Consider the following 24,436-nt stretch of genomic DNA (forward strand, 5'->3'; position numbering starts at 1 on the left):
TTGGTTGGGTGTATCGTCTGATACATTTTTCAGCGTGAGCTGAGGTTTTATAATAGGCTGGAGATCTCTTGATCACCTCTTAGCCAAAATTGCCGTAGCAAAAAGTGTATTTTAAACATGCTTATTTTGTTCCTTATGTCATAAATTTATGACACAAGACTTGTTTTGAGCATTTTGTAAAGAGCTTTTTATCACCTTAATCAAATTTTTATTGTTTTTTAGTTTATGACATAAGAAACGAGAATAAAGAAGGGGTGTTACAGTTTTTTTTGGAAAAAACTTCAAACTTTATTTTTTTCGGATAAACACCTTCTGTAAAAGGTTTCCTGAGTTAGGATTCGTGTTAAAACCAGTTATTTACAGAAAACAATGAATGATAAAAGTTAGGGCGAATTCAAAGGCAGTGCAATAACATTCTCCATGCGGGTACACATGGAGAAATTTTATTTTAATTTCATTTTATGTGGGAAAAAATAAGAATTGTGGGGAGATAGTAAAAAGGCACTTTACATTGTTTGTTTAAACATAGAAAAAATCAGAGTTTTAATGGATAATCACAATCAGGAAACATTTGTTATTCTCCTTGGTCAGGTACAACCCGACCTAAGGCGTTATATATATTCCCTTTGTCACAACATGGGTGATACGGAAGATATTTTTCAAGAGACATCTTTGGCGCTTTGGCGCAAGTTTGAGACTTATGATAAATCTCAGCCTTTCCTCAATTGGTCCTTTCGCTTTGCTTATTATGAAGTGATGAAATTTAGGGAGAAGAGTAAAAAACGTCAGCTCTTATCTGAAGAAACCTTAAAATTACTCTCCGAAGAATGCCAGAAATCTCAGGATATTAAGAAAGAGCACGAACGTTTTTTGAGTGATTGCGTGACTAAGTTGGCGAGTGATGAACAAGAATTAGTGAATATGCGTTATTCGCAAAAAATGACCGTAGTTAAAATGAATCAGCATTTTGGTGAAACAGGCAAGAAAATTTATCGTGCCCTAGAGAGGATTCGTTTTAAGCTCTATGCATGCATTGATAATAAATTGGAAAGCGAGGGCTTGAAATGAATTTGGAAACACGACTTAAACAGCTTGTTTCAGGCCTTCTGGATGACAATTTATCTAAGGAAGATGCTAAGGAATTGGATCAATTACTAAAGGACAATGAAGAAGCAAGGAAGATTTATCGTCGCATGATGGATATGGAAATGAGCCTTCATGAGAGTGCTGACTTTGAGCTTCCCTTCCAGGATTTACCTGAGCCAGAAGAAATGCCCGATAAATTTAGAAGTACTCGCTTTCAGTTACATGTCTTTCAGGCAATTGCAGCTTGCTTGGTCACAGCTTTAATTATCAGCCTCTCAGTAAAATCATCAAAAATAGAAACTCCAGCAAGAGTTCAGCTTCCTCATGTGAAAAATGAAATCGAAGCGATTTCTTTGGCAAAGATTGCTGACTTGAGTCAAGATGTGCAATGGCAAGGGACAAAGCGTAAGCTAGAAGAGATGATTTTTGAAGAAATATTAGAAATTGATTCTGGTATGGTCCTGCTTCGCTATGAAAATGGCGCTGAGATTAAGTTAGAGGGACCATGTCGATATGAATTGAAGTCATTGACTTATTCGAAGCTCGCCTATGGTTCTTTGGCCGCTAGAATTCCGCAAGCGGCACAAGGTTTTACTGTTGATTCGCCCACGGCTTCAGTGGTAGATTTGGGGACAGAATTTTCCATGTTGGTAAAAGAGGATGGTGAGACCGAAGTTTTTGTTTTTGAGGGTGAAGTTGAAACCTCATTGATTGGTGAAGATGGGAACTCCTTAAAACATGCGCGACTTTCAAAAAATGAAGGGGTCAAAATCGGCAAGGATCTCGAATTGCTTGACGAAGTGAATCACGCATCAAGTTTTATACGCATGGATGCACAGGATAATCCTCCGATAGATATTAGCCCTGCTTATGTACAAGCTGTAAGTAACGATGATCCGGTGGCTTATTGGCGTTTTGAGCAAGGCCGTGAATTTTTAAATGAAAAGAGCGAGCTCTATCCCATGAGTTTTGAAAATGGTTTGGAAGCCCTTGATGGTTTCCTGTCTTTCCAGCAAGATAATGAGCATTTTATCCAAGTTGATTCCCCGATTGAGGGGATTAATTCGAACGGCTACAGTGTGGAGTTTTGGATTAACCCTGATGAGTATAGAAGTCAGATGTCATTGCTGTCCTTTGTTCTACCCGGTAAACCAACATGGCACTTGTTGTATACATCCTTGACAGGGAAAAATGACGGTCTTCGACATTCTCCATTTAATGTACGTATGTCGAGCCGTTTTCCAGCTGCCAATGGCAGTGGGCACAACTGCTTCTCCAATCAAAAATTTGAGCTTCAAGAATGGAGTCATTATGTATTTGTCAAAGATGAAGAGAGTTTGAAGATATATATAAACGGTGACTTAGCTAACTCCGTGGCGACTAATTTGGGCTCGGATGATCAAGCCTATCAGCTTTGTTTTGGAAGAATCGATCCAGAAAGAAGTATGCGCTATTTCGTTGGCCAAATGGATGAGCTGGCGATCTATAATTATCCTTTGACAGCACAACAAATCCAATCGCATTTCCATGCGCAATCAAAAGTGCATTCGAACTAGATTCTAGTCTTATTAAAAGGCGAAGACAACTTTGATTTAGCGTAATGGTATTGAACACTAAGCTTCTGTTTGGTTTTTTTGACTAAAATAATATTTTATATCTATGCCACGGATACTTTTTTGAAAATCATTAACACTTTGTAATTGGTGGATAGATGAATTAGAAATGAAAAAAATCACAGAACAATACATCGGTTGATAGGGATTTTGATGCCCCACTGAGTTTGTGGACACGTGCTACGGATGATTAAGCTACTTGCTTTTACCCTGACTAAAAAATCCTGCTAGAGTCAAAATTCCAAAGAGACTCAACCAAATAATGTGAAAAGTCTTTGATTGTGAGACGAGGATGTTCTGCTCTAAAATATCGTGCATCGAGAGGATGAGAAAAAAGCTGTGCGTAAAAAGTGCGGCTCCATATAGCGAAGTGATGAGAACGATGACTTTGTCTTTCATCAATGCAGCAATCATTCCCAAGAATAGAGAAAGAGTTATGGTCGCCGCCATGGGTAACCAATCCGGATCATGAGGGACAAAGCCCTGAATAAAGGGGTAGAGCATGAAGGCACTCGAGGCGCCAAGGATAAAAGTCCCAGCACCATGCACAACTTTTGAAAGCCAGAGGCCGAAAATCGCTAGTAGACCTGCAATTGTACAGGGTATCCATAGAGAACTATCATTGATTTGAATTCCGATTAACCAACCCAAAAAACCTAAACTCAAAGCACAGGCAATAGCCAAAAGTGCTTTGAATAACTTTAAACCTTTAAAAATAAATAAAAGGGCAAGTAGGGGGAGGGTGTAAATGATCCAGGAATCGAGTTGATCAATGACAGTTTCCATCAGTTTATTTGTCCATTAAGCTCTCTACTTGTACGTAGAGACTTGGGAAAATAGCATCAGGGTCGAATTCATTATGTTCATCATCGACAAATTGCTGGTAAACTTCCATGGGAACAGAGAGGGTCTGTTCGGCCTTGCCAGTTTTACGAGCCATTAAAGTGAATTCCAAATGATCATTCTCTGTCGTGTTGAAATCATAATAGAGGTCTTGTAATGGCCACACGGCATCGCCATTGCGGTACATGACGAATTTGATGTACTCCATAATACGGTCATCAATATTGTTGATGTAGGCGGCAATCTTTTCAATGAATTGATTGCGATCTAAAACAAGGCGAGCTTCGGGGTCGAGTTCAGGAGGAAGCTCTGAAGCCATTTCATCGAGAACAATCTGCATTTGCTTTTCTGTTTCACGCCAATCTTCACCCTCAGCACGAGGTTTGAAAAAGATGATGAATTGACCATCTTCACTGCGGAAAGTTATGGGAGTTTGTACGTGAAATTCAATGGCACATTCATGGCAATTGACGCGGTTTAATGAACCTTCAAACAGTTCTTGGATTGCAGAGCTTTGTTCATGAATGGAATCAACGATCTCGTATTCGATGGGAGCTTCACAATTGGGACAGCTAATTTGGTTTTCCATAGAAATGGGGACTTCTTTTTAGTTTTAAAATATTGTGATTTAATATGTATAGAATCGCCAAAATTTAAAGGGGGGAGCAGGAGATTTTAATGAGTCCTTGCATGAGCTAGGAAATTATGGTATCTTAAGTAATTTTTTAATTAAAAGGAAGCGAAAATGGAAATTGAATTATTAACGGGTTTATGCATCGGCATTGGTTTGAGCGCCGCATGTGGTTTTAGAGTATTTGTTCCCATGTTGGGTGTTAGCCTTGCGTCACGTGCAGGGCATATGGAATTGGGCTCAGGTTTTGAATGGTTAGGTGGTGATCTAGCTATGATCGTTTTATTGATTGCGACTATTTGTGAAGTCGCGGCCTATTTTGTGCCATGGGTAGATAACTTACTCGACACAATTGCGGCTCCCGCAGCAGTTGTAGCAGGCACAATCCTAACTGGCGCGATGACGGGTGAAATGAGTCCAGTTCTTAAATGGTCATTGGCCTTAATTGCTGGTGGTGGCGCAGCCGCTACAGTGCAAGCTGTGACGACTGTCGTTCGCGGAACTTCCACAGTGACCACTGGTGGTATAGGAAACCCCGTGGTAGCGGCAGGTGAACTTGCCGGCGCAACTGGCGTGACACTCTTAGCCGTATTTGTTCCCATTGCCGCAGTTATCCTTGTCATGGCAGCGCTCATCTATCTCGGTTTCCGAGTGATGAAGAAAAAGCCAAAGACAGAATTAGCTCAGCAATCCCCCGCGTAGAACTTCCTACACAGATACAAAAAAAGCCTCCGAGATTGGAGGCTTTTTTATGGGCTAGAACTGAGGTCTACTCGATGATAAGTGCTATTGATACGCCTTCGCGAGCTTCGCTGAATTCTAGATCATGTGAGTCGAAACTAACTTCCTGAGAACGAGCGGCCGCTTTTAATTGGCCGGGCTCAGCTTGCAAGAGGCGCAAGTAATCACCTTCCGCTTTCACCACAATGGCTTGAACGGGAGATTTTGATTTGAGTCCATTAGCCTGCTTAATAGGAAGAATAACTTTTTTGATGTCTGCCACAAGCTCAGTTCTGAGGAGGGCATCTTCATCCATTTTTACAGCAAGCTTAAAGCGATCATTGGAACCTTCCCAAGGCTTGGCAACAGATACTTTTGCGAGCTCAGCAATTTTACAAACACCGCAAAGATCTTCGACAATGAGGTCAATGAGGTTTTTGTCTTCTTCGCTGGCTTCAACGCTGAGGGTCTCAACGGCGAGCTTCATGGAGTAATTGTTCTTAGATTTGTAAGTTCTGACTAAAGTCACGAGCTCAAGCAGTAGGGCGCCGGCTTTTTTACCAGTTTCGCAAATCGCATCGGTAGGTACGCTCGGAAGAAGTGAGATGTGAACTGACTTGTCACCTTCGCGTTCACGGAAAACATCTTGGTAGATCTCTTCACAGATGTGCGGCATGTAAGGAGCAAAGAGTTTAATAATGCCGAGTTGGATATTGTAGAGAGTCCAACGAGCAGCTTTTGCGTCTTCAGCATTTTCGTCGCCATAGAGACGGTGCTTCACCATTTCGATGTAGTTATCGCAGAAGTCAGACCAAAAGAATTGCTCTAAAGCATTACGAGCCGGGAAGAATTCGTATTTTTCGAAAGCCTTGTGGTAAGCTTTGATTACTTCGTCAAAACGAGTCAGAACCCATTTGTCCACTGCCGTTAGGGTCGGCATAGGCGCAGAAGCATCGAAGTTTTCTAGAAAACCTTCGGCAAAGCGAGTTGAGTTCCAAAGTTTTGTGAGCAGCTTGCTGGAACCTTCGATTTCATCTTCATCAAAAGCAATGTCAGTTCCAAGTGTACCAGAAGAAGCCCAGTAACGGATTTGGTCGGCACCATGATTGGCGATCATCGCAAGTGGAGAGAAGCGATCGCCATCTTTTGATTTCGAGATCTTAGATTTGCGGGCAAAGGCCTTGCCTTCGACTTTTAGAGCTTCAACCTGCTGATCTTTCTTAATGACGTGGCCAGAGATAACCGCATCTTTCCAAGGGACATCATTGAAATGGAAGTAAGACTTCACAATAGTGTAGAAAGCCCAAGTACGGATGATGTCGTGAGCCTGAGGGCGCATGGACATGGGACGGATTTGTGGGAGCTCATCTTCTTCACCCCAACGTGAATTGAGTTCAGGCGTGCTAGAGGAAGTGGCCCAAGTATCGAGTACGTCGGCTTCAGGGATCAATGTTTCAGGATCATAGCCTTTGCAATCGAGAGGCTTATCCACGAGTGGGTTGACGGGGAGCTGCTCGGGAGATGCAGGAACGACGGTGCCATCAGGGGCGTACCAAACGGGGATGGGGACACCGAAATAACGCTGACGTGAAATCGCCCAGTCCCAACCGAGGTTTTCGACCCAGTCACGGTAACGCTTGCCCATGAAAGATGGGAACCAATTGACTTTTTCCCCCTGTGCAAGGAGCTCTTCTTTGTGCTCAACAACTTTAATGAACCACTGTTTCGTGGGAAGGTATTCTACAGGAGTGCCACAGCGTTCGTGAGTATTGACAACGCGAGTTTCGGCAGCGAGGTGTTCTTGCTTGAAAATGATATTTTCTTCTTTGAGTTTCGCTATGATCGCAGTGCGCGCTTCGTCAATCGTGAGGCCTTCGAATTCACCAGCACGTTCATTCATCACTCCTTCGAGGCTAAAACAAACGTTCATGTCGAGCTCGTGTTCACGCCACCAATCGATATCGGTAACATCACCAAAAGTACAGCACATAACAATACCAGTACCTTTTTCGGGATCGGCTTTCTCGTCGGCAAGAATTTTTACTTTGTGACCAAAGAGGGGGACAATGGCATCTTGGCCAATGAGGTGTTTATATTTTTCATTCTCGGGGTGAATGAACATAGCTGCACAACCGGGAAGTAACTCGGGACGAGTTGTCGCAATCGGAATATCTTCGCCATCAGCACTCTTGAAATTGAGGTAGTTGAAAATTGTACCTTTGTTGACGTCATCAACTTCCGCTTGGGCAAAAGAAGTCTGACACTTTGTACACCAAAGCGTGGGGCTTTGATTATATTTGACTTTGTCACGCTCAAGAAGATCGAGGAATGAACGCTGAGAAATGCGCTGTGATTTTTCGCTAATAGTCGAGTACGCGCTCTCCCAAGCACAGGAAAAACCAAGGCTTTGCCAAAGTTCTTTAAATTGAGCACGGTATTTTTCGGAGACTTCTTCACAGTTTTTGACGAAGTCCGCACGTGGCATCTCTGAACCTTTGATGCCTTTTTCGCGTTCAGTGAGGATTTCGGTAGGTAAGCCATTGTCATCAAAACCAAAAGGATACATGACATTTTTTCCGAGCATGCGCTGGTAGCGCGCTACGATCTCGGCTTGTGTGTAAGAGAAGACGTGGCCGATGTGAAGTTTACCTGAAACGGTGGGTGGGGGTGTATCGATTGAAAAGGTTTCTTTATCTGATTTCTCATCAAAGGCGTAGATGCCTTCTTGATCCCAGAATTGCTGCCATTTTTTTTCACTTTCTGCAGCGCTGTAATTGTTGGACAAAGCCATGGTTATATCTCCGAATAAATTTAATCGCGCTAAAGTAATGCACTTGAACGGGATTGAAAATTATTCATTTGATTTTGTAGGTAATTCTGGCTTTTAAGTAGGTGAGTCTAAAAGAACTAGGAGTTTTCTTATGATTTATTTTACTAACTCGTGTCATTTATATCATGAGCTTACGATAATTATTAGCGACTGAAAAACTCTAGCAGAGTTTAGTTAATGATTGAAATTAAGAAGGATAGGTAAATGCGCTTCATTACTTTATTGATAACTGTTTTATTTATAGCTAATAGTTCTTTGGCTAAAGATTTAATTAAAGACCCTCAATTTAAAAAGTTTAAAGATTATTGGTGGGTTAAACCGCATAATGAATATCAGTCTTATAAGCCAGTAATTAAAAAGGGAGTTTTTGCAGTTACGACAAAGCATACATCAGAATCACATTATTACGGTCTCGTATGCCCAGTTGAAGACTTGCGTGAAGGTAAGAAGTATAAATTGACTTTCGAGATGAATTGTGAGGGTGACGGGATGGTGAACATCTGTGCACGTACCACAAAGCAAACTTCGGGTAAGAAGAATAAAGGTAAGGCAAAAACAAAGAATAAATTGGTGACCTTGGGGCTAGCCCACAAAGAGGAAGATCTCCAAAGTGGCTGGAAGAAGTATACTTGTGAGTTCACTGCGACGGAAAACCCGAACTCCGATCAAGTTCCCGCCATAAAAATCCTCATTGGTGAATTCCAGGGCACAGTAGAAATCCGCAAGATGTCCCTACAAGAGAACGCTAGTGGTGATGCTGGTGGCAAGAAGGGGAAAGTCAGCGTTAGAGATATCTAAAATTTTTTAAATATTTCCTTTTTTGAGCCCGCAAATTTGCGGGTTTTTTATTTGACTATGGGCAAGATTATTCGAGATGGATGCTCTTTGGAGAGCATAATAGTGTTATTGGCAATAGGGGAATTGTTGAAGTTCATGACGGGCTTATAAGTATTGGGATGAACTTCGTATTTGGGACTGTTACTACTGGAAATATGAACTGCGAGTTTATGTCCTTTGTTAAGGACATAAGCGGTACTCCACATATCCATAGTAAGTTTGTAGACTTTTCCTTTTTGAATTTTGGACTCTTTATCGAAACCATCGTGGAAACGCATCATGATAATTGAATCTCGCAAGATAGCTTGATAGCCATCTGGGTAGACGTCGATAAGTTTGGCCGTGAAAGTCGTGTCTTCCACATCGGTTTTGACAAAGAGTTCAGCAAAGATTTTGCCTGTGATTTCCAATGGGCTATCCAAAGTATTTGAACTGAAACGCAAAATGTCCTTGCGATCTTTGTGAACTCTTTGATCCTTAGGTCCTACACCCGTGTGAATGAAAACGTCACCCCCTTGTGAAGAAACGGGATTACGAGGATCGTACTTGAAAGTAAGAGAAGCTTTTTTTACTTGGGGTTTGGCTTGACTGAGTGAACCATCTGCATGCATGTAATACGATTCTTTGCTATGGGGAACAGGCCATACATTGGTCATTTTATACTTATTGCCGGGGGCATTAGGGTCAATGGAATCTCCCATTAGGAAATAGACCATTCTGGATTCGCCTGCGACAGCACCTTTTAAAGTTTTACTAATGTCGGGAAGTTGCCACTGCGGGGGGACGGGGCGCATGGGTGGTTTGCGACCAGTCATATTGCCGTGTCCAGAGGCATCCATTTGAATGATGATATTGCCATTTTTTCCAAAGGCTTCGAGGTAATCGAGTGCGGATTCCGCAAAAATGTCGTACCAACCGGTTTTTGCAATAAAAATAGTCTGCTTATTATTAGAGGCTTTTTTAACAGTTCTATCATAAGCTTTTTGGTCAAATAGGGTGATTGTTGGTTTTGGCCATTGTGGGATGGGAATGCTGCGTTGGCAAAGCCAGTTATACATTTCACGGCGTACACCGTTGTGGTAGGTCCAGTATTTGTAGGCATTGCCCCCGCTAACGGTTGTGTAGACGGTGCTGAGTGCGTGATGCTTGGATAAATAGGCCATGTAAGCACAGAAGCCATGACCACTTTGACCGATCACACCCACTTTGCCGTTGCTGAATTTCTGTTTCGATATCCAGTCAATAGTGTCGTAACCATCGTGGATCTCATTATCAAAGCTTCTAGCATCAAAAGTACCCTTGCCCTCGGATTCGCCATCACCTCTTGGATCTTGGCATATGAAGACGAGTTTTTGACCTGTGAAGCGATGGGCATTGTGAAAGGCGGCGCCCCAAATCCCGTAAGCTGTACGGCAGAGGACTGCTGGTGCAGGGCCTGCATTTGTGGGGATGAAAATGCCGGTAGCTAGTTTAACACCATCGCGCATGGGGATCATTTCACGCTTAAAGGTGTAATTACCCCCCAGTTGCTTGCTTATCGTCTCGATACAATATTTTTCTCTTTCTTCATAAGTTAAAATACCATCCTTATTCTGGTCCGAGTTCGGGTGCTGCTTCATGAAAATCGCCCCGCCAGGGAGAGCGTTTGGAAGTGATTCTTTTACATCCTTTGCGAAACTCGCATAAGTTAGTGTCGCTAGTAAAAACAACGTGAATATTTTAGCTGTATGAGTTGCCATTCTTGTTTATTTCCTTATTAATGCCGATGATTCTCATACTTGTTTAACTGCAATATGAGACGCGCTGTTACAGCTTTAAAGTTTTTAATGATTCTATCACTCATTCATATATGTACTGAACCGATTTGGTTTTATCGTAGTTTTCAGATTTTTAATTAGAGAGAGTACAATTAGAATCTTATTTAATATCAATATTCAATAAAACATTTGAACAGATCTCCTTTTAGGGGCTACTTTAGGTTGAATGTCATTAAACAGGAAATAGAGCTTTGCAAGAAATCACCCATCATCATATTATGATCTTTTTCTTCAGTCTCGCCTTACTTATTGGTTTGGCGCGAATCTTAGGAGAGTTTTGTAAGAAAATTGGCCAACCTTCTATTTTGGGGGAGATTGCTGCCGGGATTCTGTTAGGTCCAACTGTATTCTCTTATATTGCTCCAGACTTACAAGCAACACTTTTTCCTTCCTCGGGGCCTCTTTATGTAACTTTTGAATTTATTGGGATGCTGGCGATTACGCTATTTATGCTGATTGCCGGTATGGAAGTCGATCTTAAATGTTTGAAACGCCAAGCTAAGCCTGCAACGGTTGTGGGGATTAGCAGTATGGTATTGCCTTTTGCAGGTGGTTTCGCATTAGTTTATTTATTTCCAAAGACTTTTGATACGCAAGAAAAAACTTTTGTAACGGCATTATTTATGGCGACAGCTTTGGCCATCTCTGCCTTGCCGGTTATAACAAAAATATTAATGGACCTCAAACTCATTAAAACTGACCTCGGGGTCACTATTGTAGCTGCGGCAATTTTTAATGATTTGACCGGTTGGATGATTTTTGCGATTGTCCTAAGTTTGATGAGCGATACCTCAGGTGGCTTCCCGTGGGAAACAATTGTTGGGATAGTGGTGGCCGGAATATTTATGCTGACTATTGGTCGCAAAATTGTTTTAGCTTTAATTCCAAGAGTTCAGGCGCATGCTTCTTGGCCTGGCGGTATGATGGGCTTTGTGCTTACAGGCGCACTTCTTGCTGCAGGTGTGGCAGAATGGATAGGCGTACACGGCATTTTCGGCAGCTTTCTTTTTGGTGTAGCGCTGGGAGATAGTCCCCATTTACGTTATCAGACGGAAGAATATATGGAAAAGTTTATTTCATTTATCCTTACCCCGATTTTCTTTGCAACCATTGGCCTGAAAGTTAACTTCTTAACGCATTTTGATCTCTTTGCAGTAGTCATTTTACTCATTGTGGGTTCAATCACAAAAATCCTTGGTAGTTATATGGGTGCGAAATTTTGTGGTATGAGCCGCAGGGAATCGTGGGCTCTAGGTTGGGGTATGAATGCCCGTGGCGTTATGGAAATTATTTTGGCGATTATTGCCTTAGAAGCGGGCGTGATTAATGATACTGTTTTTGTGGCTGTAGTGATCTTGGCCTTATTTACGTCCATGACGTCGGGTGCCTTGATGAAGATCAGTTTAAAGCGCCGTTCTAAGGCTTCGGTTGCGACCAGTTTTAGTCGTGGAGTATTTGTTTCCGATCTTAAACACCCCGCACCCGCACATGTAATTAAAGATATGGTTTTGCAATTAAACTTAAAGCATGAGTCGCAAGCTGACATTATTCAAAGCACAATTAGTCGTGAGCAATTGATGTCGACTGGTTTAGAGAATGGTTTAGCTGTCCCACATTGCCGAACGGACTTGGTGAAAAAACCGATTTTATTGATTGGGATTCATGAAAATGGTGCAGATTTTGATTGTTTTGATCATGGCAAAGCTCATGTGATTGCTTTGATTATAACCCCTCTCAATGACCCTGAAAGTCAGTTGGAATTGATTAGTATTTTGGCGTCGCATTTTTCTTCCAAGGAAGAGATGGCTAAGGCAATGCAATGTAAATCCAAAGTGGATATGCAGGCCATCCTCAATGCCGCTGACGAAATGGCCGATAAACACACTTAGGTACCCAACTGTTAGATAAAAAGTGATTTTTTTTTCTCAATCACCAATAATATTTTTAATTCATGCGTTTTATCACTATAAGAACAAAAAATATAGAGTTGAACTTGAGTGAAAGAATTATTTGCCAAAGAACATTTTTATCGAGATGTAGTAATGAATGAGAGTGACTTACTAAATCAAATTAAAAATGGAGATGAAAACGCTTTATCGGAATTGATTGCTTTACATCAAGAGTCGATGATTGCTTATCTTTATTGTTTGAGTGGTGATCTTGAGTTGAGTAAGGATATCTGTCAAGAAAGTTTTCTTAAACTCATTAAACGTCCTCCTTTAATTATTCTCGGTAAGAGTTTACGCTCATGGTTATTTCGCGTATCTCGCAATAAATATATGGATCATTGTCGGCGTCAAAAAATGGCATTTTCTGACTTGAGTGAAGGTTTGGATTCCGATGAAAGATCACCTGTCGCAAATATGATTCAATTTCAACAAAAAGAAAAAATCCTTATGTGTTTAGAGGAGTTGCCTCAGACTCTAAAAGAAACTGTTGAATTACGTATCTACGAAGAAATGAACTTTCGTGAAATTGCCGAAAAGACAGGTGCTCCCTTAGGTACCGTTTTATGGCGGATGCAAAAAGCCATGAAACTCCTTAAACCAAAGTTACGTGAGGAGAGATTATGAATAAACAAGATTTTCGTTTGGATAATGCGCGCTTTTTAGAACTGAGAAATGAATTGCGAAAACCGCAAAAGCATCATCAGAAAATCATTATTCCTACTAGCGTGCTTGCATTACTTATAGCTTGTTTCGTCTTAGTATCACAATCCAATAAAACAGCATATGAGCTTGCTCCTTCAGCAGATACAGACCGAAAGTTATATAATGAATTAGCTGAATTTGAGAAAGAATTCGAACACAAGTTTAAAGAGAAGAAGCAAGAGCCTCAAGCTAGAAAAAAAAATCAACGTTGGAAAAAAAACAAGTCAATAAATTTGGCTAAAAAAATGGCAGACACTCGCCTGCGATTAAAGAAATTAAAAAATAAAATCAATAGTTAAAGGACTTAGAAATGAATAAATTATTTATCCTATTTGTATTATTTTTCTCAAGTATGGGAATGCTTTTTGGGAATGATCTGAAGCCAGATACAACTCAAACAAGACTTGTTTTTGAAGAAGAGGAAGAACATGACGAGGATGAGCATGACGACGAGGATGAGCATGAAGATGATGAAGATGAGCATGACGACGAAGATGAGCATGACGACGAAGATGAGCATGACGACGAAGAGGAATTTGATGAAGAAGAATTTCAGAAATTTTTAAAGGATCATTTTGGCTTTGCAGAGAAACTAGGCAAGCAATTGCATGAAGATGAACACGAGGAGTTCATTGAAGAAATTGAAGAGCTTTACCTGGCTTTTAAAGAAGAACGAGACGATGAGCGTGAAACCATTGAGCTCAAAATTGAGTTAATGGAAATCCAATCCTATTTAATGGGGGAGTTGATTCGTCAGTCAAATAATCAAGAAGAGAGGCAGTCACTAAGTCGTAAATTGGCGGAACACTTAAATATTCTTTTTGATTTAAAGTTAAAGTCCTACCATATGGAGATGAAAGACTTATCAGAAGAAATCAGAGAAATGCAGAAAATGATTGAGAAACGGAAACATCTCAAAGGGAAAATCATTGAAATGCAAATGTTTAAACTAACGAACGAAGACGAAGTTCTAGAGTGGTAAATTTCTTAGCCGATCACGATTTTAAAATGTGACATGACAAGGTGATAGGTGAAGCCCCATAAATTGGTTCCTTCAATATCAATACAAGGAAAGTCAAAGTTCGGATAGAGCTTTGACTTTTTCTTTTTTTGGTGAAATTGCGATTGTCGCAAGTAGGAAAGTGGCACCCAATAAAATTCGCTATGCTCACGGAGGTCTAAAGTGATTGTTGGCTTCTTCTCTAGTTCAAAGAAATAGGCTTGGACCCACATGGGCCTCCCAACTTTTCCCCCAGCAGAAAGTAAATCGAGTTCGAGAGCATCACTTGTCGACAAATGAATGGCGCATTCCTCGCGAGTTTCGCGAATAGCGGCATGCAAAGCAGATTTATCTTCGGGATCAATTTTTCCTCCAGGCAAAGAAAGATGCCCCGACCAAGGATCCTTTTCATTTTTACTTCTTTTGAGAATGAGGACTTCTTGTTGACAAAGAATTAAACTGACTGCGGCATTTGGAATCATGTTTTAGTTTAAACTTTACTAATAAATCTACAAGAGAGTCTGAAAGATAAATTTACGCGGAGTCGCAGAGCCACAGAGAATGGAGATAAAGAAACTTGATGCTAATTGGTCGATTTCTTTAAATAGAACTCAGCGTCTTAGCGCCTCTGCGTGAGATTAGAAAAGAGTTTGTACGTGCTTAGAATTATATAGGCTCTTGCTAATTTTCACTTCTTTTGAGAATGAGGACTTCTTGTTGACAAAGAATTAAACTGACTGCGGCATTTGGAATCATGTTTTAGTTTAAACTTTACTAATAAATCTACAAGAGAGTCTGAAAGATAAATTCACGCGGAGTCGCAGAGCCACAGAGAATGGAGACCAAGAAACTTGATGCTAATTGGTCGATTTCTTTAAATAGAACTCAGCGTCTTAGCGCCTCTGCGTGAGATTAGAAAAGAGTTTGTACGTGCTTAGAATTATATAGGCTCTTGATAATTTTCACTTCTTTTGAGAATGAGGACTTCTTGTTGACATAGAATTAAACTGACTGCGGTACTTGGATTCATTTTTTAGTTTAAACTTTACTAATAAATCTACAAGAAAGTCTGAAAGATAACTTCACGCAGAGCCACAGAGAATGGAGACCAAGAAACTTGATACTCAATTGTTGATCTCTTTGCATAGAACTCAGCGTCTTAGCGCCTCTGCGTGAGATTAGAAAAATGTTTGAAAGTGCTTAGAAGTATATAAGAGTAAGCTAAATTTCATTAAAAAACACTTAGAAAATTCGCGATGATCAAAGTCGATGAAATGGTGTGATTCCCCATGGAGAAGCTTAGAGTATTGTAGATAAATTGGCACTGGGGAATATGCCATAGTAATTTACCTGTAAATTTAAGGAGGAAAAACTAATGGACTTAAATACTTTAAGTGGAGAAATAATAAGTGCATCGATCTTTGTTCACAAAAATTTGGGGCCTGGCTTACTTGAATCTGTATATGAAAGTTGTCTGACTTATGAGTTGCGAGATAGAGGCTTTAAGGTCGAGACACAAATAGTAGTGCCCGTGGTTTATAGAGGTATGATTTTTGGAGATGGTTTTAGAGCCGATATGTTAGTGAATGAAGAGGTGGTGGTTGAACTTAAATCTGTAGAAAATCTAAAACCAGTTCATAAAAAACAAGTCCTAACATACCTAAAACTTATGGATAAGCGCCTTGGCTTACTTATAAATTTTGGAGAAGTATTATTGAAGGACGGTGTTTATCGTGTGGTTAATCAATATAAGGATTGATAAATGTTGGATGTGTATCACTGCAAACTTCAGTAAACACTGAGTATTTACTGAAGTTCAAGTACTCGAAATCTTAATGCTATTTAATAAAGCGTATGGACCATGGGTATTTATACAGGAGGCCTCTGTTAGCTGCATTGGCTGCTTTGACGATGCAGACGATGTCCAAAATCACAATCACAAAAAGCATAAAGTAACCGATGAGAACCAAGCATAAGATGATACTTATGAAAGAGTAGATGAGCATGGCGATTTGGAAATTAATGGCCTCTTTACCACAAGCATCTAGGAATTCGGATTCATCTTTTTTGATTACCCAAAAAATCAGTGGACCTAGAAGTCCTCCGAAAGGGACGCCCGCAAAACTTAATAAGGCTAATAGGTGGCATACCATGCCATTAGTTTTTTCTTCTTTCGCAATATCTGCGGGGTCAACAATCAGTTCATCCATCTATTATCTCCTCTTCAATAATTTCTTTCTTTTACTTGAGTCTAATTTATTTAAAGGTCAATAAATGAAACTTAAGTAAAGTTAAAGCCGAGCAAAATTTTTGATTAATGTAATGCATTAATTTTTTTGTTAAAAATTGATTTAAGTGATTTAAAAATTTGTGTGAGTTTAACAAATGGCGTAGTTTAAGTGTAGTAATATTAATTTAAAAAGAGGTAATAAGATGTCTTTTGTACAACGAGATCTCCCCTATGGTTTTGATGATTTAGCACCACACTTGGACCGTAGCGTTTTGGAGATTCATTTTACTAAACACCATGCGGGTTATGTGTCTAAACTCAATGCAGCTTTGGAGCACAGTGACTTAATTAATAAAAGTCTTTCATCGCTTGTCGCTGACCTCTCGGTAGTTCCTGAAGGACAGCGTGCGGCAGTTAAAAAACTTGCGGGCCAACACTATAACCATCAACTTTACTGGGAAAGCCTTTCTCCACGCGGTGGTGGCGAACCAGTAGGTGCTTTGGCCGATGCGATTGTTAGGGACTTTGGTTCTTACGATGAATTTCGTAAACAATTTTCTGCGGCTTCAGCCGCCCAATTTGGTAGTGGGTGGGCTTGGTTAAGTGAACGCAATGGTACATTAGAAGTCAGTTCGACGGGGAATGAAGATACTCCCCTAATGACAGGGGCTAAACCTTTGTTAACTCTGGATGTTTGGGAGCATGCGTACTACTTACAGTACCAAAACCGTCGTCCTGACTTCATTGAGGCCTTTTGGAATGTAGTTGACTGGGATGCAGTAAACTCGCGTTTTAGTTCTTAAAAGACTAAAAGGATAATGACTAAGGGAGTTCTTTCTAGAGCTCTCTTTTTTTATTTAAAGATAGTGATTTCGTCTAAGTTAGTCAATTTATCTTTTTTAACGATAGTGAGATTGGGAGCGTAGGACATACCGGAATCAAATAGATAGTTTTGTAGAGTTTCCATATAATTTGTCTGTAAATTGATCAATTGAATACGTGAATCTTCCAAGCGGTTTTGACTTCGTAGGTATTCGAGTATGGCCATTTTGCCACTTTCCCAACGGTCTTTATAAAGTTCCAATTGTTCTTCATTGAATTTAATCTCCTGAATTTGTACTTGTATGGAAGTGTTGAGTTCATTGAGTGCTCGTTCAAGACTGCGAAGGCTTTGTAAGCGATCGTTATAGAGAATCTTGTAATCGAAACCATTTTCACGGAGGTTATTCTTGGCTATTTCTAGTTGGGCAATTTCAGCACGATTTCCTAGAGTCCAATTTAAATTGACACCGACCGTCGTGTCTTCTTTACCACGTAGGTTGATGTTTTCATTAGTATCGTTTTCTAAGTTGTGACGAACGAATAAACTGACATCGACGAAGTTCTTTTCGTCTCTATCCTCGAGCTCGCGAGTGAGTTTAATTCGATTCAATTCTAGATTTAAAAAGTCTTCAGAGTTTTGTTGAGCGTACTTCATGTCTTCTACGCTATTGGGTTTGGCAAGTGAGAATTCGAAGTTGGTTTGGACTTTAAAAGCTTCTTCAGGTGCAAGTCCCATGAGTACTTGTAGGTTATCGAGTTCATTTTTTAATCTCACTCCAGCAGCAATAACTGATATCTCATCGCGAGGGACATTGATTTTTGCCGATGAAATATCCAGTGGATCTTCTCGAGCAATGGCCATCTCAAGATTCTTTTTGGAAGTTTCTAGACGACGTTTAGAAATATCGAGTGATTTCGTGGCTCTAATAAGGCGGTAAAAACTATTCATCACATCGCGAACTAAGTCGCGTTTTGTACGCTTAAGTGAGTTGAGACTAATGAGTTCATCGGTATGGGAGTTACGAATATTTTTAAGAGATGAACTTAAGCTGCCACCGCCCAGAATTTGTTTAGAGAGCGAAATCCCAAGGTCAGTATTGTCAGTGTTATTATCGCCATCTTGTGAGTGAGCACCTGTGACATTGAATTCAAAACCTGCAGGGAGTGGTTGATTAAGTCGAAAAGTTTGAGCATCCGAGCTGCCATCCGTTTTTGACGATGCAGTGGAACTTAAGGAAAGGTCATAAGCAGAGCGTGCAATAGCGGAGTTTTGGACACGGTTATTTAGACTGAGTTCGGAGTTTTTGATAATTTGTGAATTTTTGGTGGCGTATTCAATGATTTGCTCTATGGTCCAAGTCTTATCCTGAGCTTGGAGTGAGCAAGAAATAATAAAAATGAGTAATAATTTTTTCATTCGCTTCTCAAGGCCTCTACGGGGTTAAGTTCAGCTGCATTTTTTGCGGGGAAAAGACCGAAAATCAAACCGGTTGACATGGATGCAGCAAAGGAAATAAATAAAAGGGGGATTGAAAAAACAACCGGGATCTCTAGGGCAGAGCAGGTCGCAAAGACAACGAGGAAGGAGAGCAGGACACCAAAGACTCCACCAGTAGCAGAAAGGATGACGGATTCAGCTAGGAATTGCATGAGGATGTTATTTTGTGATGCACCAGTAGCTCGTCGTATACCAATTTCTCGAACTCTTTCTCGAACAGAGGCTAACATGATGTTCATGATTCCGATCCCACCTACAACCATGGAGATAGAGGAGATGATCACGGTGAGGATATCGAGGAGTTTTCCGGCTTCTTCTTTTTGTCTTAAAAGGTCAATGGGGATGACGATTTCAAAATCTTTGACGCCGCTATGTAGGCCTTGAATGACTTTGGAGATTTTAGCCCCTGATGAAATGAGCTCATCCTCATTCTTCACTTGCAGCTGAATTTCGTCGAGTTGGCTACGGAGTTTTTGTTGATTGATTCGTGTTAATGCCGTTTGAAGTGGGATTAAGATATCGGAGTTTGAGTCTTTCAGGCCAGAAGCTTCGAGCCCTTTTAAATTGATGTTTTGATTTTTGAGGACACCTACGATGGTGTAAGGAATTCCACCAAGAGTAATGCTTTTACCAATGGCAGGGTAGCCGACTTTAGAGACGACACTCGAACCAATTATGCAGACTTTAGCTGCAAAGTCTTGGTCAAATGGATCAAAGCTACGGCCCTCGCGGAGCTTTAGGTTATTTACTTTTAAGAAATCACCTGCAATGGCTCTAACTCTCGATTTTAGCGCGTGACCTTCATGAAGGACCGTCATCGGCGTTTCGCGAAGAGCGGCATGAGCTTTTAATGAAGATTGCTCTAGTAGAGTTTCGTAATCTTTTAAACTCAGTCCCTGTGAACCGCGAATACGAGCTTGATTCAATTCGACGTCTTTAAAGGGGATGTTATTAATTTTTATAAGATTAGATCCTAAAGCTCGTATTTGGTCAGCTTGTTTTTTCTTACTACCAAGAGAGAAGGATGACATGCAAATCACGGAGCTTACGCCGATGATAATCCCTAACATAGTGAGGAAGGAACGCATTTTATGGGGGAGTAAGCCTTCGCGGACGCCTGCGGCAACAAGCTGACGAAAACGGATTCCATAAGACTCTGCAGGCGCTTTGCTTTCTTTTTTGATTTTAGTTAAATCCGAGTGGCCCGTGTCGTCAATGACTTTGCCATCCTTCATAGTGATTTTACGTGTACCCGTTTCGGCGAGCTCGCGATCATGGGTGACCATGATGATGGTCTTACCTTCTTGGTTGAGTTGATAAAGAATATTCATGATTTCTTTACCAGTTTTTGAGTCCAATGCACCAGTGGGTTCATCTGCCATGAGGATGTCGGGAGTATTGACAAGTGCTCGAGCAATAGCTACACGTTGGTTTTGACCACCAGAAAGTTCTGTGGGTCTATGGCCAAGGCGTTCGCCAAGTCCCATTTTTGCCGCATAGGTCTTTGCTATCTCTAGGTTGTCTTCTTTTACCCCGCCTGCATAGGCAAGTGGTAAGGCAATGTTTTCTGTAATAGTTAGGTGAGGAAGTAAATTAAATTGCTGGAAAACAAATCCTACGGTACGATTTCTAAATGAAGAAAGTTCTTCGTCTTTCATTTGGGCGACATCGGTGCCGTTGTACTCTAAAGTCCCTCCATCGGGAGTGTCGAGCAGGCCAAGGATATGCATAAGCGTAGATTTACCGGAGCCTGAACTACCGATAATCATGACGAATTCACCAGCTTGGATGTCTATGTCAACGCCATCAAGGGCCTTTACAGTTTCTTCGCCCATGTGATAGTGACGTTGTAGATTGCGAATTTTAATCAAGTGTTCACTCATTATCTTCTCCTGGGTAGAGAAGGACTTCTTCGCCTTCACTTATGCCTTCTTCAATAATAAAATTAAAGTGATCGAAAACGCGTCCTTGGATATTTTTTTGTCCCGTACGAGTTTGAACAAATAGACCGGCGTCCGTATGGATAAGTGCTGAGCGTGGTATGCTAAGGTGAGCTTCTTTATCTGAAAGTTTAAAAGTTAGAGATGCACCCATGCCTGGGTGAAGTTTTAAGTCATTTTCTTTTAAAGCAACCTTAACGTCAAAAAGGTAGACGCGACTTTTGCCGTCAGGGCTCTTGATCCAGTTGTTGCGATCTTGACCTAAGCCCGAGATGCTGGTAACACGTCCAGTAACCTTTTGATCTGGATAAGCAATGAATTCGAGGTCCACAGGCATATTGGGTTTAATTTTATCGTAATCTGATTCGTTTACTGTACAGCTGATCTCCATTTTAGAAGGATCAATCACCTCGGCAATGATCACATTTTCACCAACGCTATTGCCGGCTTGGTAGGGGAGAAAAATACCACCTGCTCCAAAGTCGCGTTTCTTTTTGATTTTTAAGTAGCCTTCGCTGGGAGAAAGGATTTGAGTTTGTTTCGAAATCTTCTTTTTATAAGTGAGGTCGGTATTTACTGAGTTGATTTTAGCTTTGATTTCGTTTATTTGATTGTTGAGGGCTACCTCTTTTCTTTCTCTTAGTTCGATTTGTTTTTCAAGAGCAACCTTGTCGTTTTGTGTACTTTGATCAAGTACTTTTAGTTTATCCTCATCAACACCTTTCATCAGTGCCGCACTTTCAGTTTGCACTTGACGTAGATTCTCTTTGGCGAGCTTTACGTTTTTGACGTATTTATCATATGCCATAGTAGAGATGAACCCTTTATCATAAAGTTTTTTTTCTACTTGGAGAACGCGTTCTTCTTCCGCTAATTTTAGCCGTGCTAATTGTTGATTGATCTCCATAGTTTGAACTTCATGGGGATGAGGTTTGTTTTTTTCGTATTGATATATTTCTTGAGAACGTTTCAGTTTATTACGGTAAGTACGGATACTTGCATCGTAACTTTTTAGATTGAGTTCCATGGTGATTTTCTGTAATTTTAGCGCACGCTGATGATTTTCTAATTGGTCTTCAAGTCCACGGATTTCATCTAACATCCTTTTGTTGTCAATCGAAGCAATGAGTTGACCTTTTTTTACATAGGTATTATTGGGCAGGATACTCAATAAATTCCCACTACTACCCGAAGTGACAGGCTCCTTGATGGCGGGAGTAACATTGCCATTCTCAATTAGAGTTTGCTCTTGCTCAAGTATAGATGCGCTAACGTAAATCTTTGATCTTTTGCGAGGCTGGTTTATGATCAAAAAAACCGTTGTGGCTAAAGCAATGATGATAAGAATCTTTTTCATGGTATTAAGTTCAAGGGGATTTCAACCTGGGCAATTGAGCCTGGTTTAATTTTGTGTTGAGCTAAAGAGGGGAGCTTTATTTCATAAACTGCAAAAACTTTTCCACTAGGTTCCCGAGATGAGTAGGGATCTGTGCTTTGTTCGATTTCGTCTTCTTGATCAAAGTTAAAACCCGGTTTGCCAAGTTTGCCAGTGAAAGTTTTTCCTTCAATAGAAGGTATAGTTATTTTGACGGTGGAGTCTTCTTTGATCATGGGGAAAAACTTCTCAAGGACTTTAACCTTTACCGTCATGAATTCAGTCTCTGGAAGAGATAGTATGCGTTTCCATGAGCGAACTTCTGAGCCAACTTCTACTTTTTTTGTTCCATTCATCGTCCAAAGCTTTTTGTAGTGAACAGTTCCTTTGGTTTTTGCCTTAATCACTAAGCTATCGTATTCAGATTTTAAATTTTTTAAGGAAGTTTTATGATTCGCTAATAGGATTTCGGCATTGATAAGACCGTTTTTATCTTCTTCAATATCAATGGGCATGCGTTGGATGACTTTGTCAATAGAGTCTTTGGCCAGTTGGAAATCAATTTCGGCTTTTGCGAGTTCCGCAGTCGTAGCACCTTTTTCCTCTTCATCTAAAGCGATTTTAGCTTTACTCAATTTTAGGTCAGCTTCTTCGTATGCCAGTTTTGCTTTTGCCATTTCAGAGTTTGAGATTAAATGGCTTGGCTTCGCTTTTAAGCGTTCATAGAGAAATTTTTGATGATCTAATTGGAACTTGAGGGATTGCCACGAGAAGCGTTTGGTGACAAGTGTCTTACTAAGTAAAGGATTTGTAGTGATATCTTTGCTTAGTCGAGCAGATTCCAATGAGTTTTCTAAGCGTTTTTGGTCAAAGGCAAATTCATCTTTTGTTTTCTGTAGTCGTGTTTGAGCCGTTTCTAAACTTTCTTCACGATCCGCTAAAGTCGTTTCTGATTTTAGAATGGTTTCATCTAATTCAGTAGCGTCGAGTCGTGCCAAAACATCTCCAACTTCGACTCGTGATTCTTCGGGGATTAACCATGAGATAGTCGTTTTGTCAGAAAGGTAGGGGACAACCACAAGGTTTTCTTGGACAGCAGTCATTTCTCCGCTTAGAATTAGTGAATCGCCAGTGAATTCTTCGCTAATCGTGTCTTTCTTTTTAGGCCATGGTGCGGAGTTTTGGAAATGGGTGCTCACATAATCATCGGGATTAGTAAAAAAGAAAAATTCACCTTGGAATTCGCCATCAACTTGATTCATTTCGTCATTGAAAGCGATATAAGTTTTATTGTCTTTGTGGTGAATGAGCTTAGCAGGTAAAGATAAGCGGTTTTCTTCTTCGGCATCAAGACTGAGAACTCCCGTCATACCAGGACGTAACCAAGAAGGTAGTTTCTTAGATTTTATCGTAAGTTGATAAAATTTTACGCCAGTGGTTTTGACAGTTTTACCCCAACCGACTTTTGCCTGGTAGGCAATGTCTTCTGGACTTGCAGAGATTTTTGTGATAGTTACATTAAGAATTTCATTGAGACGCCCGCTAATTTGTACTGTGCCAGGACTTCCAGATTTAAAGTGTTTAATTTGATTTTCAGGGAGATATGCGGTGAAAAAAGTTGAACTTAGATCTGGGATAGAGGCAATTGTTTGTCCCCAATATATAATACTCCCCGCTTCAATCGGAGTAGAAATGTCAGCGTATTTCACATAACCATCTACTTCTGCTTTATTAACAGTATCCTCTAATCGTTCACTATATTTCTCGATGTCTCGATCTAATTTTTCTAGGTATTTTTCCTGTTTTTTAATTTTTGATTCAGCAATTTTAATAGAATCATCCAGGCTTTTACTCGAGAATTCGTATTGGAGTTCAAGGTTTTTTAGTTTTAGCTGGGATTTTTTTACTTCTCTAGGATCAGCTTTTCGCTCTGTGAGAGCAAGTAGTGCTTGTTGCTGTTTTAAAGAGTTTTCTTTTAGTTTGAATGTCAATTCAATTTGAGCGAATTCAACGGATGAAATATAGCCTTTTTCGAAACGTGTTTTGGCTTTATCTCTTTCCTCTTTAGCGGCATTGAAGTCTACTTCAGCAACGCGAAGGCTACTTTTTGCGAGTTTCACGTCTTCTTTTTTTGGGAGGTTTAGCATGGCCTCAAGGCTTACTTTCTGAGTGACAATAGCTTCTTTATGATCTTTGATTTCGTTCTTCAAGTCTTTGATTTTGTTGTTGATATCAAAGATATTATTTTTGTAAGTTATTTCAGATGAGTTTTTAATGTTAACTTTTTGATCGTAGCGATGTTTTACCTGCTCTCTATTAAAGCGGATGACGGTATCGCCAGCCTTGACGTGAGAACCATCGGGAAGAACGTAGTCAATAACAGAGCTTCCCCTGCTTGCTTTGAAACTTTGCGCGCTTTTAGCGTCAGTTTCAACTCTAAGGCTCACAGAAGGTTTGTACGATCTCATTTGAGCTTTCTCGGCAAATAGAGACAAGCTAAATAGAAGTACAATGAGTATGTTTTTTGTGGGCACTAAAAAGAT

The 24,436-nt window shown here is 40.4% G+C and carries 20 protein-coding genes; 10 read left to right on the forward strand and 10 right to left on the reverse strand.

What is annotated here, in order from left to right; genetic code table 11:
• Nucleotides 1-546: 546 nt before the first annotated feature.
• Both PQO01_RS03625 and PQO01_RS03630 read left to right on the forward strand, forming a co-directional pair.
• Complete coding sequence (locus PQO01_RS03625) at nucleotides 547-1,068, forward strand: sigma-70 family RNA polymerase sigma factor (protein WP_274312683.1); 522 nt, start codon at nucleotides 547-549, stop codon at nucleotides 1,066-1,068.
• On the forward strand, nucleotides 1,065-2,642 hold the full coding sequence (locus PQO01_RS03630; protein WP_274312684.1) for a LamG-like jellyroll fold domain-containing protein: 1,578 nt from the start codon (nucleotides 1,065-1,067) through the stop codon (nucleotides 2,640-2,642). Before PQO01_RS03625 ends, PQO01_RS03630 begins: the two co-directional genes overlap by 4 nt.
• 252 nt (nucleotides 2,643-2,894) lie before the next feature.
• On the opposite strand, the gene PQO01_RS03635 is transcribed toward PQO01_RS03630, so the two are convergent.
• Both PQO01_RS03635 and PQO01_RS03640 read right to left on the reverse strand, forming a co-directional pair.
• Entirely contained in the window at nucleotides 2,895-3,485 is a 591-nt protein-coding gene (locus tag PQO01_RS03635) for a hypothetical protein (RefSeq protein WP_274312685.1), read from the reverse strand.
• Between the two features lie 4 nt (nucleotides 3,486-3,489).
• Complete coding sequence (locus tag PQO01_RS03640; protein WP_274312686.1) at nucleotides 3,490-4,131, reverse strand: CpXC domain-containing protein; 642 nt, start codon at nucleotides 4,129-4,131, stop codon at nucleotides 3,490-3,492.
• 162 nt (nucleotides 4,132-4,293) lie between these two features.
• On the opposite strand from PQO01_RS03640, the gene PQO01_RS03645 reads away from it, so the two are divergent.
• A complete protein-coding gene (locus PQO01_RS03645; protein ID WP_420792909.1) occupies nucleotides 4,294-4,875 on the forward strand; it encodes a DUF4126 domain-containing protein in 582 nt (193 codons plus the stop codon).
• A 67-nt stretch (nucleotides 4,876-4,942) separates the two neighbouring features.
• Here PQO01_RS03645 and PQO01_RS03650 read toward each other — a convergent pair whose 3' ends face one another.
• Nucleotides 4,943-7,684: a valine--tRNA ligase gene (locus PQO01_RS03650; protein WP_274312688.1), complete on the reverse strand. Its 2,742-nt coding sequence runs from the start codon at nucleotides 7,682-7,684 to the stop codon at nucleotides 4,943-4,945.
• A 243-nt stretch (nucleotides 7,685-7,927) separates the two neighbouring features.
• On the opposite strand from PQO01_RS03650, the gene PQO01_RS03655 reads away from it, so the two are divergent.
• Entirely contained in the window at nucleotides 7,928-8,521 is a 594-nt protein-coding gene (locus PQO01_RS03655) for a hypothetical protein (protein WP_274312689.1), read from the forward strand.
• Between the two features lie 47 nt (nucleotides 8,522-8,568).
• Here PQO01_RS03655 and PQO01_RS03660 read toward each other — a convergent pair whose 3' ends face one another.
• Nucleotides 8,569-10,299, reverse strand: coding sequence for a CocE/NonD family hydrolase (locus tag PQO01_RS03660; RefSeq protein ID WP_274312690.1), 1,731 nt, complete (start codon nucleotides 10,297-10,299; stop codon nucleotides 8,569-8,571).
• 269 nt (nucleotides 10,300-10,568) lie between these two features.
• Here PQO01_RS03660 and PQO01_RS03665 point away from each other — a divergent pair, with 269 nt between their 5' ends.
• The 4 genes from PQO01_RS03665 to PQO01_RS03680 all read left to right on the forward strand — a co-directional run bounded on the left by PQO01_RS03665 (nucleotide 10,569) and on the right by PQO01_RS03680 (nucleotide 14,010).
• Nucleotides 10,569-12,266, forward strand: a complete 1,698-nt coding sequence (locus PQO01_RS03665) for a cation:proton antiporter domain-containing protein (protein WP_274312691.1) — start codon at nucleotides 10,569-10,571, stop codon at nucleotides 12,264-12,266.
• 108 nt (nucleotides 12,267-12,374) lie between these two features.
• The gene (locus PQO01_RS03670; protein ID WP_274312692.1) at nucleotides 12,375-12,950 is read left to right on the forward strand and encodes an RNA polymerase sigma factor; all 576 of its coding nucleotides are present in this window, start codon (nucleotides 12,375-12,377) and stop codon (nucleotides 12,948-12,950) included.
• Nucleotides 12,947-13,327: a hypothetical protein gene (locus PQO01_RS03675; RefSeq protein WP_274312693.1), complete on the forward strand. Its 381-nt coding sequence runs from the start codon at nucleotides 12,947-12,949 to the stop codon at nucleotides 13,325-13,327. Before PQO01_RS03670 ends, PQO01_RS03675 begins: the two co-directional genes overlap by 4 nt.
• Before the next feature lie 11 nt (nucleotides 13,328-13,338).
• Complete coding sequence (locus PQO01_RS03680) at nucleotides 13,339-14,010, forward strand: hypothetical protein (RefSeq protein ID WP_274312694.1); 672 nt, start codon at nucleotides 13,339-13,341, stop codon at nucleotides 14,008-14,010.
• A gap of 5 nt (nucleotides 14,011-14,015) precedes the next feature.
• On the opposite strand, the gene PQO01_RS03685 is transcribed toward PQO01_RS03680, so the two are convergent.
• Nucleotides 14,016-14,510, reverse strand: coding sequence for an NUDIX hydrolase (locus tag PQO01_RS03685; RefSeq protein WP_274312695.1), 495 nt, complete (start codon nucleotides 14,508-14,510; stop codon nucleotides 14,016-14,018).
• Nucleotides 14,511-15,403: 893 nt separating this feature from the next.
• On the opposite strand from PQO01_RS03685, the gene PQO01_RS03690 reads away from it, so the two are divergent.
• A complete protein-coding gene (locus tag PQO01_RS03690; RefSeq protein WP_274312696.1) occupies nucleotides 15,404-15,787 on the forward strand; it encodes a GxxExxY protein in 384 nt (127 codons plus the stop codon).
• A 79-nt stretch (nucleotides 15,788-15,866) separates the two neighbouring features.
• Here the strand turns inward: PQO01_RS03690 and PQO01_RS03695 are convergent, their stop codons facing one another.
• The gene (locus PQO01_RS03695; protein WP_274312697.1) at nucleotides 15,867-16,238 is read right to left on the reverse strand and encodes a DUF4870 domain-containing protein; all 372 of its coding nucleotides are present in this window, start codon (nucleotides 16,236-16,238) and stop codon (nucleotides 15,867-15,869) included.
• A 223-nt stretch (nucleotides 16,239-16,461) separates the two neighbouring features.
• Between PQO01_RS03695 and PQO01_RS03700 the strand changes: the two genes are divergently transcribed.
• On the forward strand, nucleotides 16,462-17,061 hold the full coding sequence (locus PQO01_RS03700; RefSeq protein ID WP_274312698.1) for a superoxide dismutase: 600 nt from the start codon (nucleotides 16,462-16,464) through the stop codon (nucleotides 17,059-17,061).
• A gap of 50 nt (nucleotides 17,062-17,111) precedes the next feature.
• Here PQO01_RS03700 and PQO01_RS03705 read toward each other — a convergent pair whose 3' ends face one another.
• From PQO01_RS03705 to PQO01_RS03720, 4 genes are read right to left on the reverse strand one after another with little or no spacing between them, the layout of a single operon-like run.
• Nucleotides 17,112-18,497, reverse strand: coding sequence for a TolC family protein (locus PQO01_RS03705; protein ID WP_274312699.1), 1,386 nt, complete (start codon nucleotides 18,495-18,497; stop codon nucleotides 17,112-17,114).
• Nucleotides 18,494-20,461, reverse strand: coding sequence for an ATP-binding cassette domain-containing protein (locus PQO01_RS03710; protein ID WP_274312700.1), 1,968 nt, complete (start codon nucleotides 20,459-20,461; stop codon nucleotides 18,494-18,496). Before PQO01_RS03710 ends, PQO01_RS03705 begins: the two co-directional genes overlap by 4 nt.
• A complete protein-coding gene (locus PQO01_RS03715) occupies nucleotides 20,454-21,875 on the reverse strand; it encodes an HlyD family secretion protein (RefSeq protein WP_274312701.1) in 1,422 nt (473 codons plus the stop codon). The genes PQO01_RS03710 and PQO01_RS03715 overlap by 8 nt, the downstream gene beginning before the upstream one ends.
• The gene (locus PQO01_RS03720; protein ID WP_274312702.1) at nucleotides 21,872-24,427 is read right to left on the reverse strand and encodes an HlyD family secretion protein; all 2,556 of its coding nucleotides are present in this window, start codon (nucleotides 24,425-24,427) and stop codon (nucleotides 21,872-21,874) included. Before PQO01_RS03720 ends, PQO01_RS03715 begins: the two co-directional genes overlap by 4 nt.
• Nucleotides 24,428-24,436 lie beyond the last annotated feature (9 nt).

Origin of the sequence: Lentisphaera marina (assembly GCF_028745505.1) — a bacterium.
Lineage (GTDB): Bacteria > Verrucomicrobiota > Lentisphaeria > Lentisphaerales > Lentisphaeraceae > Lentisphaera > Lentisphaera marina.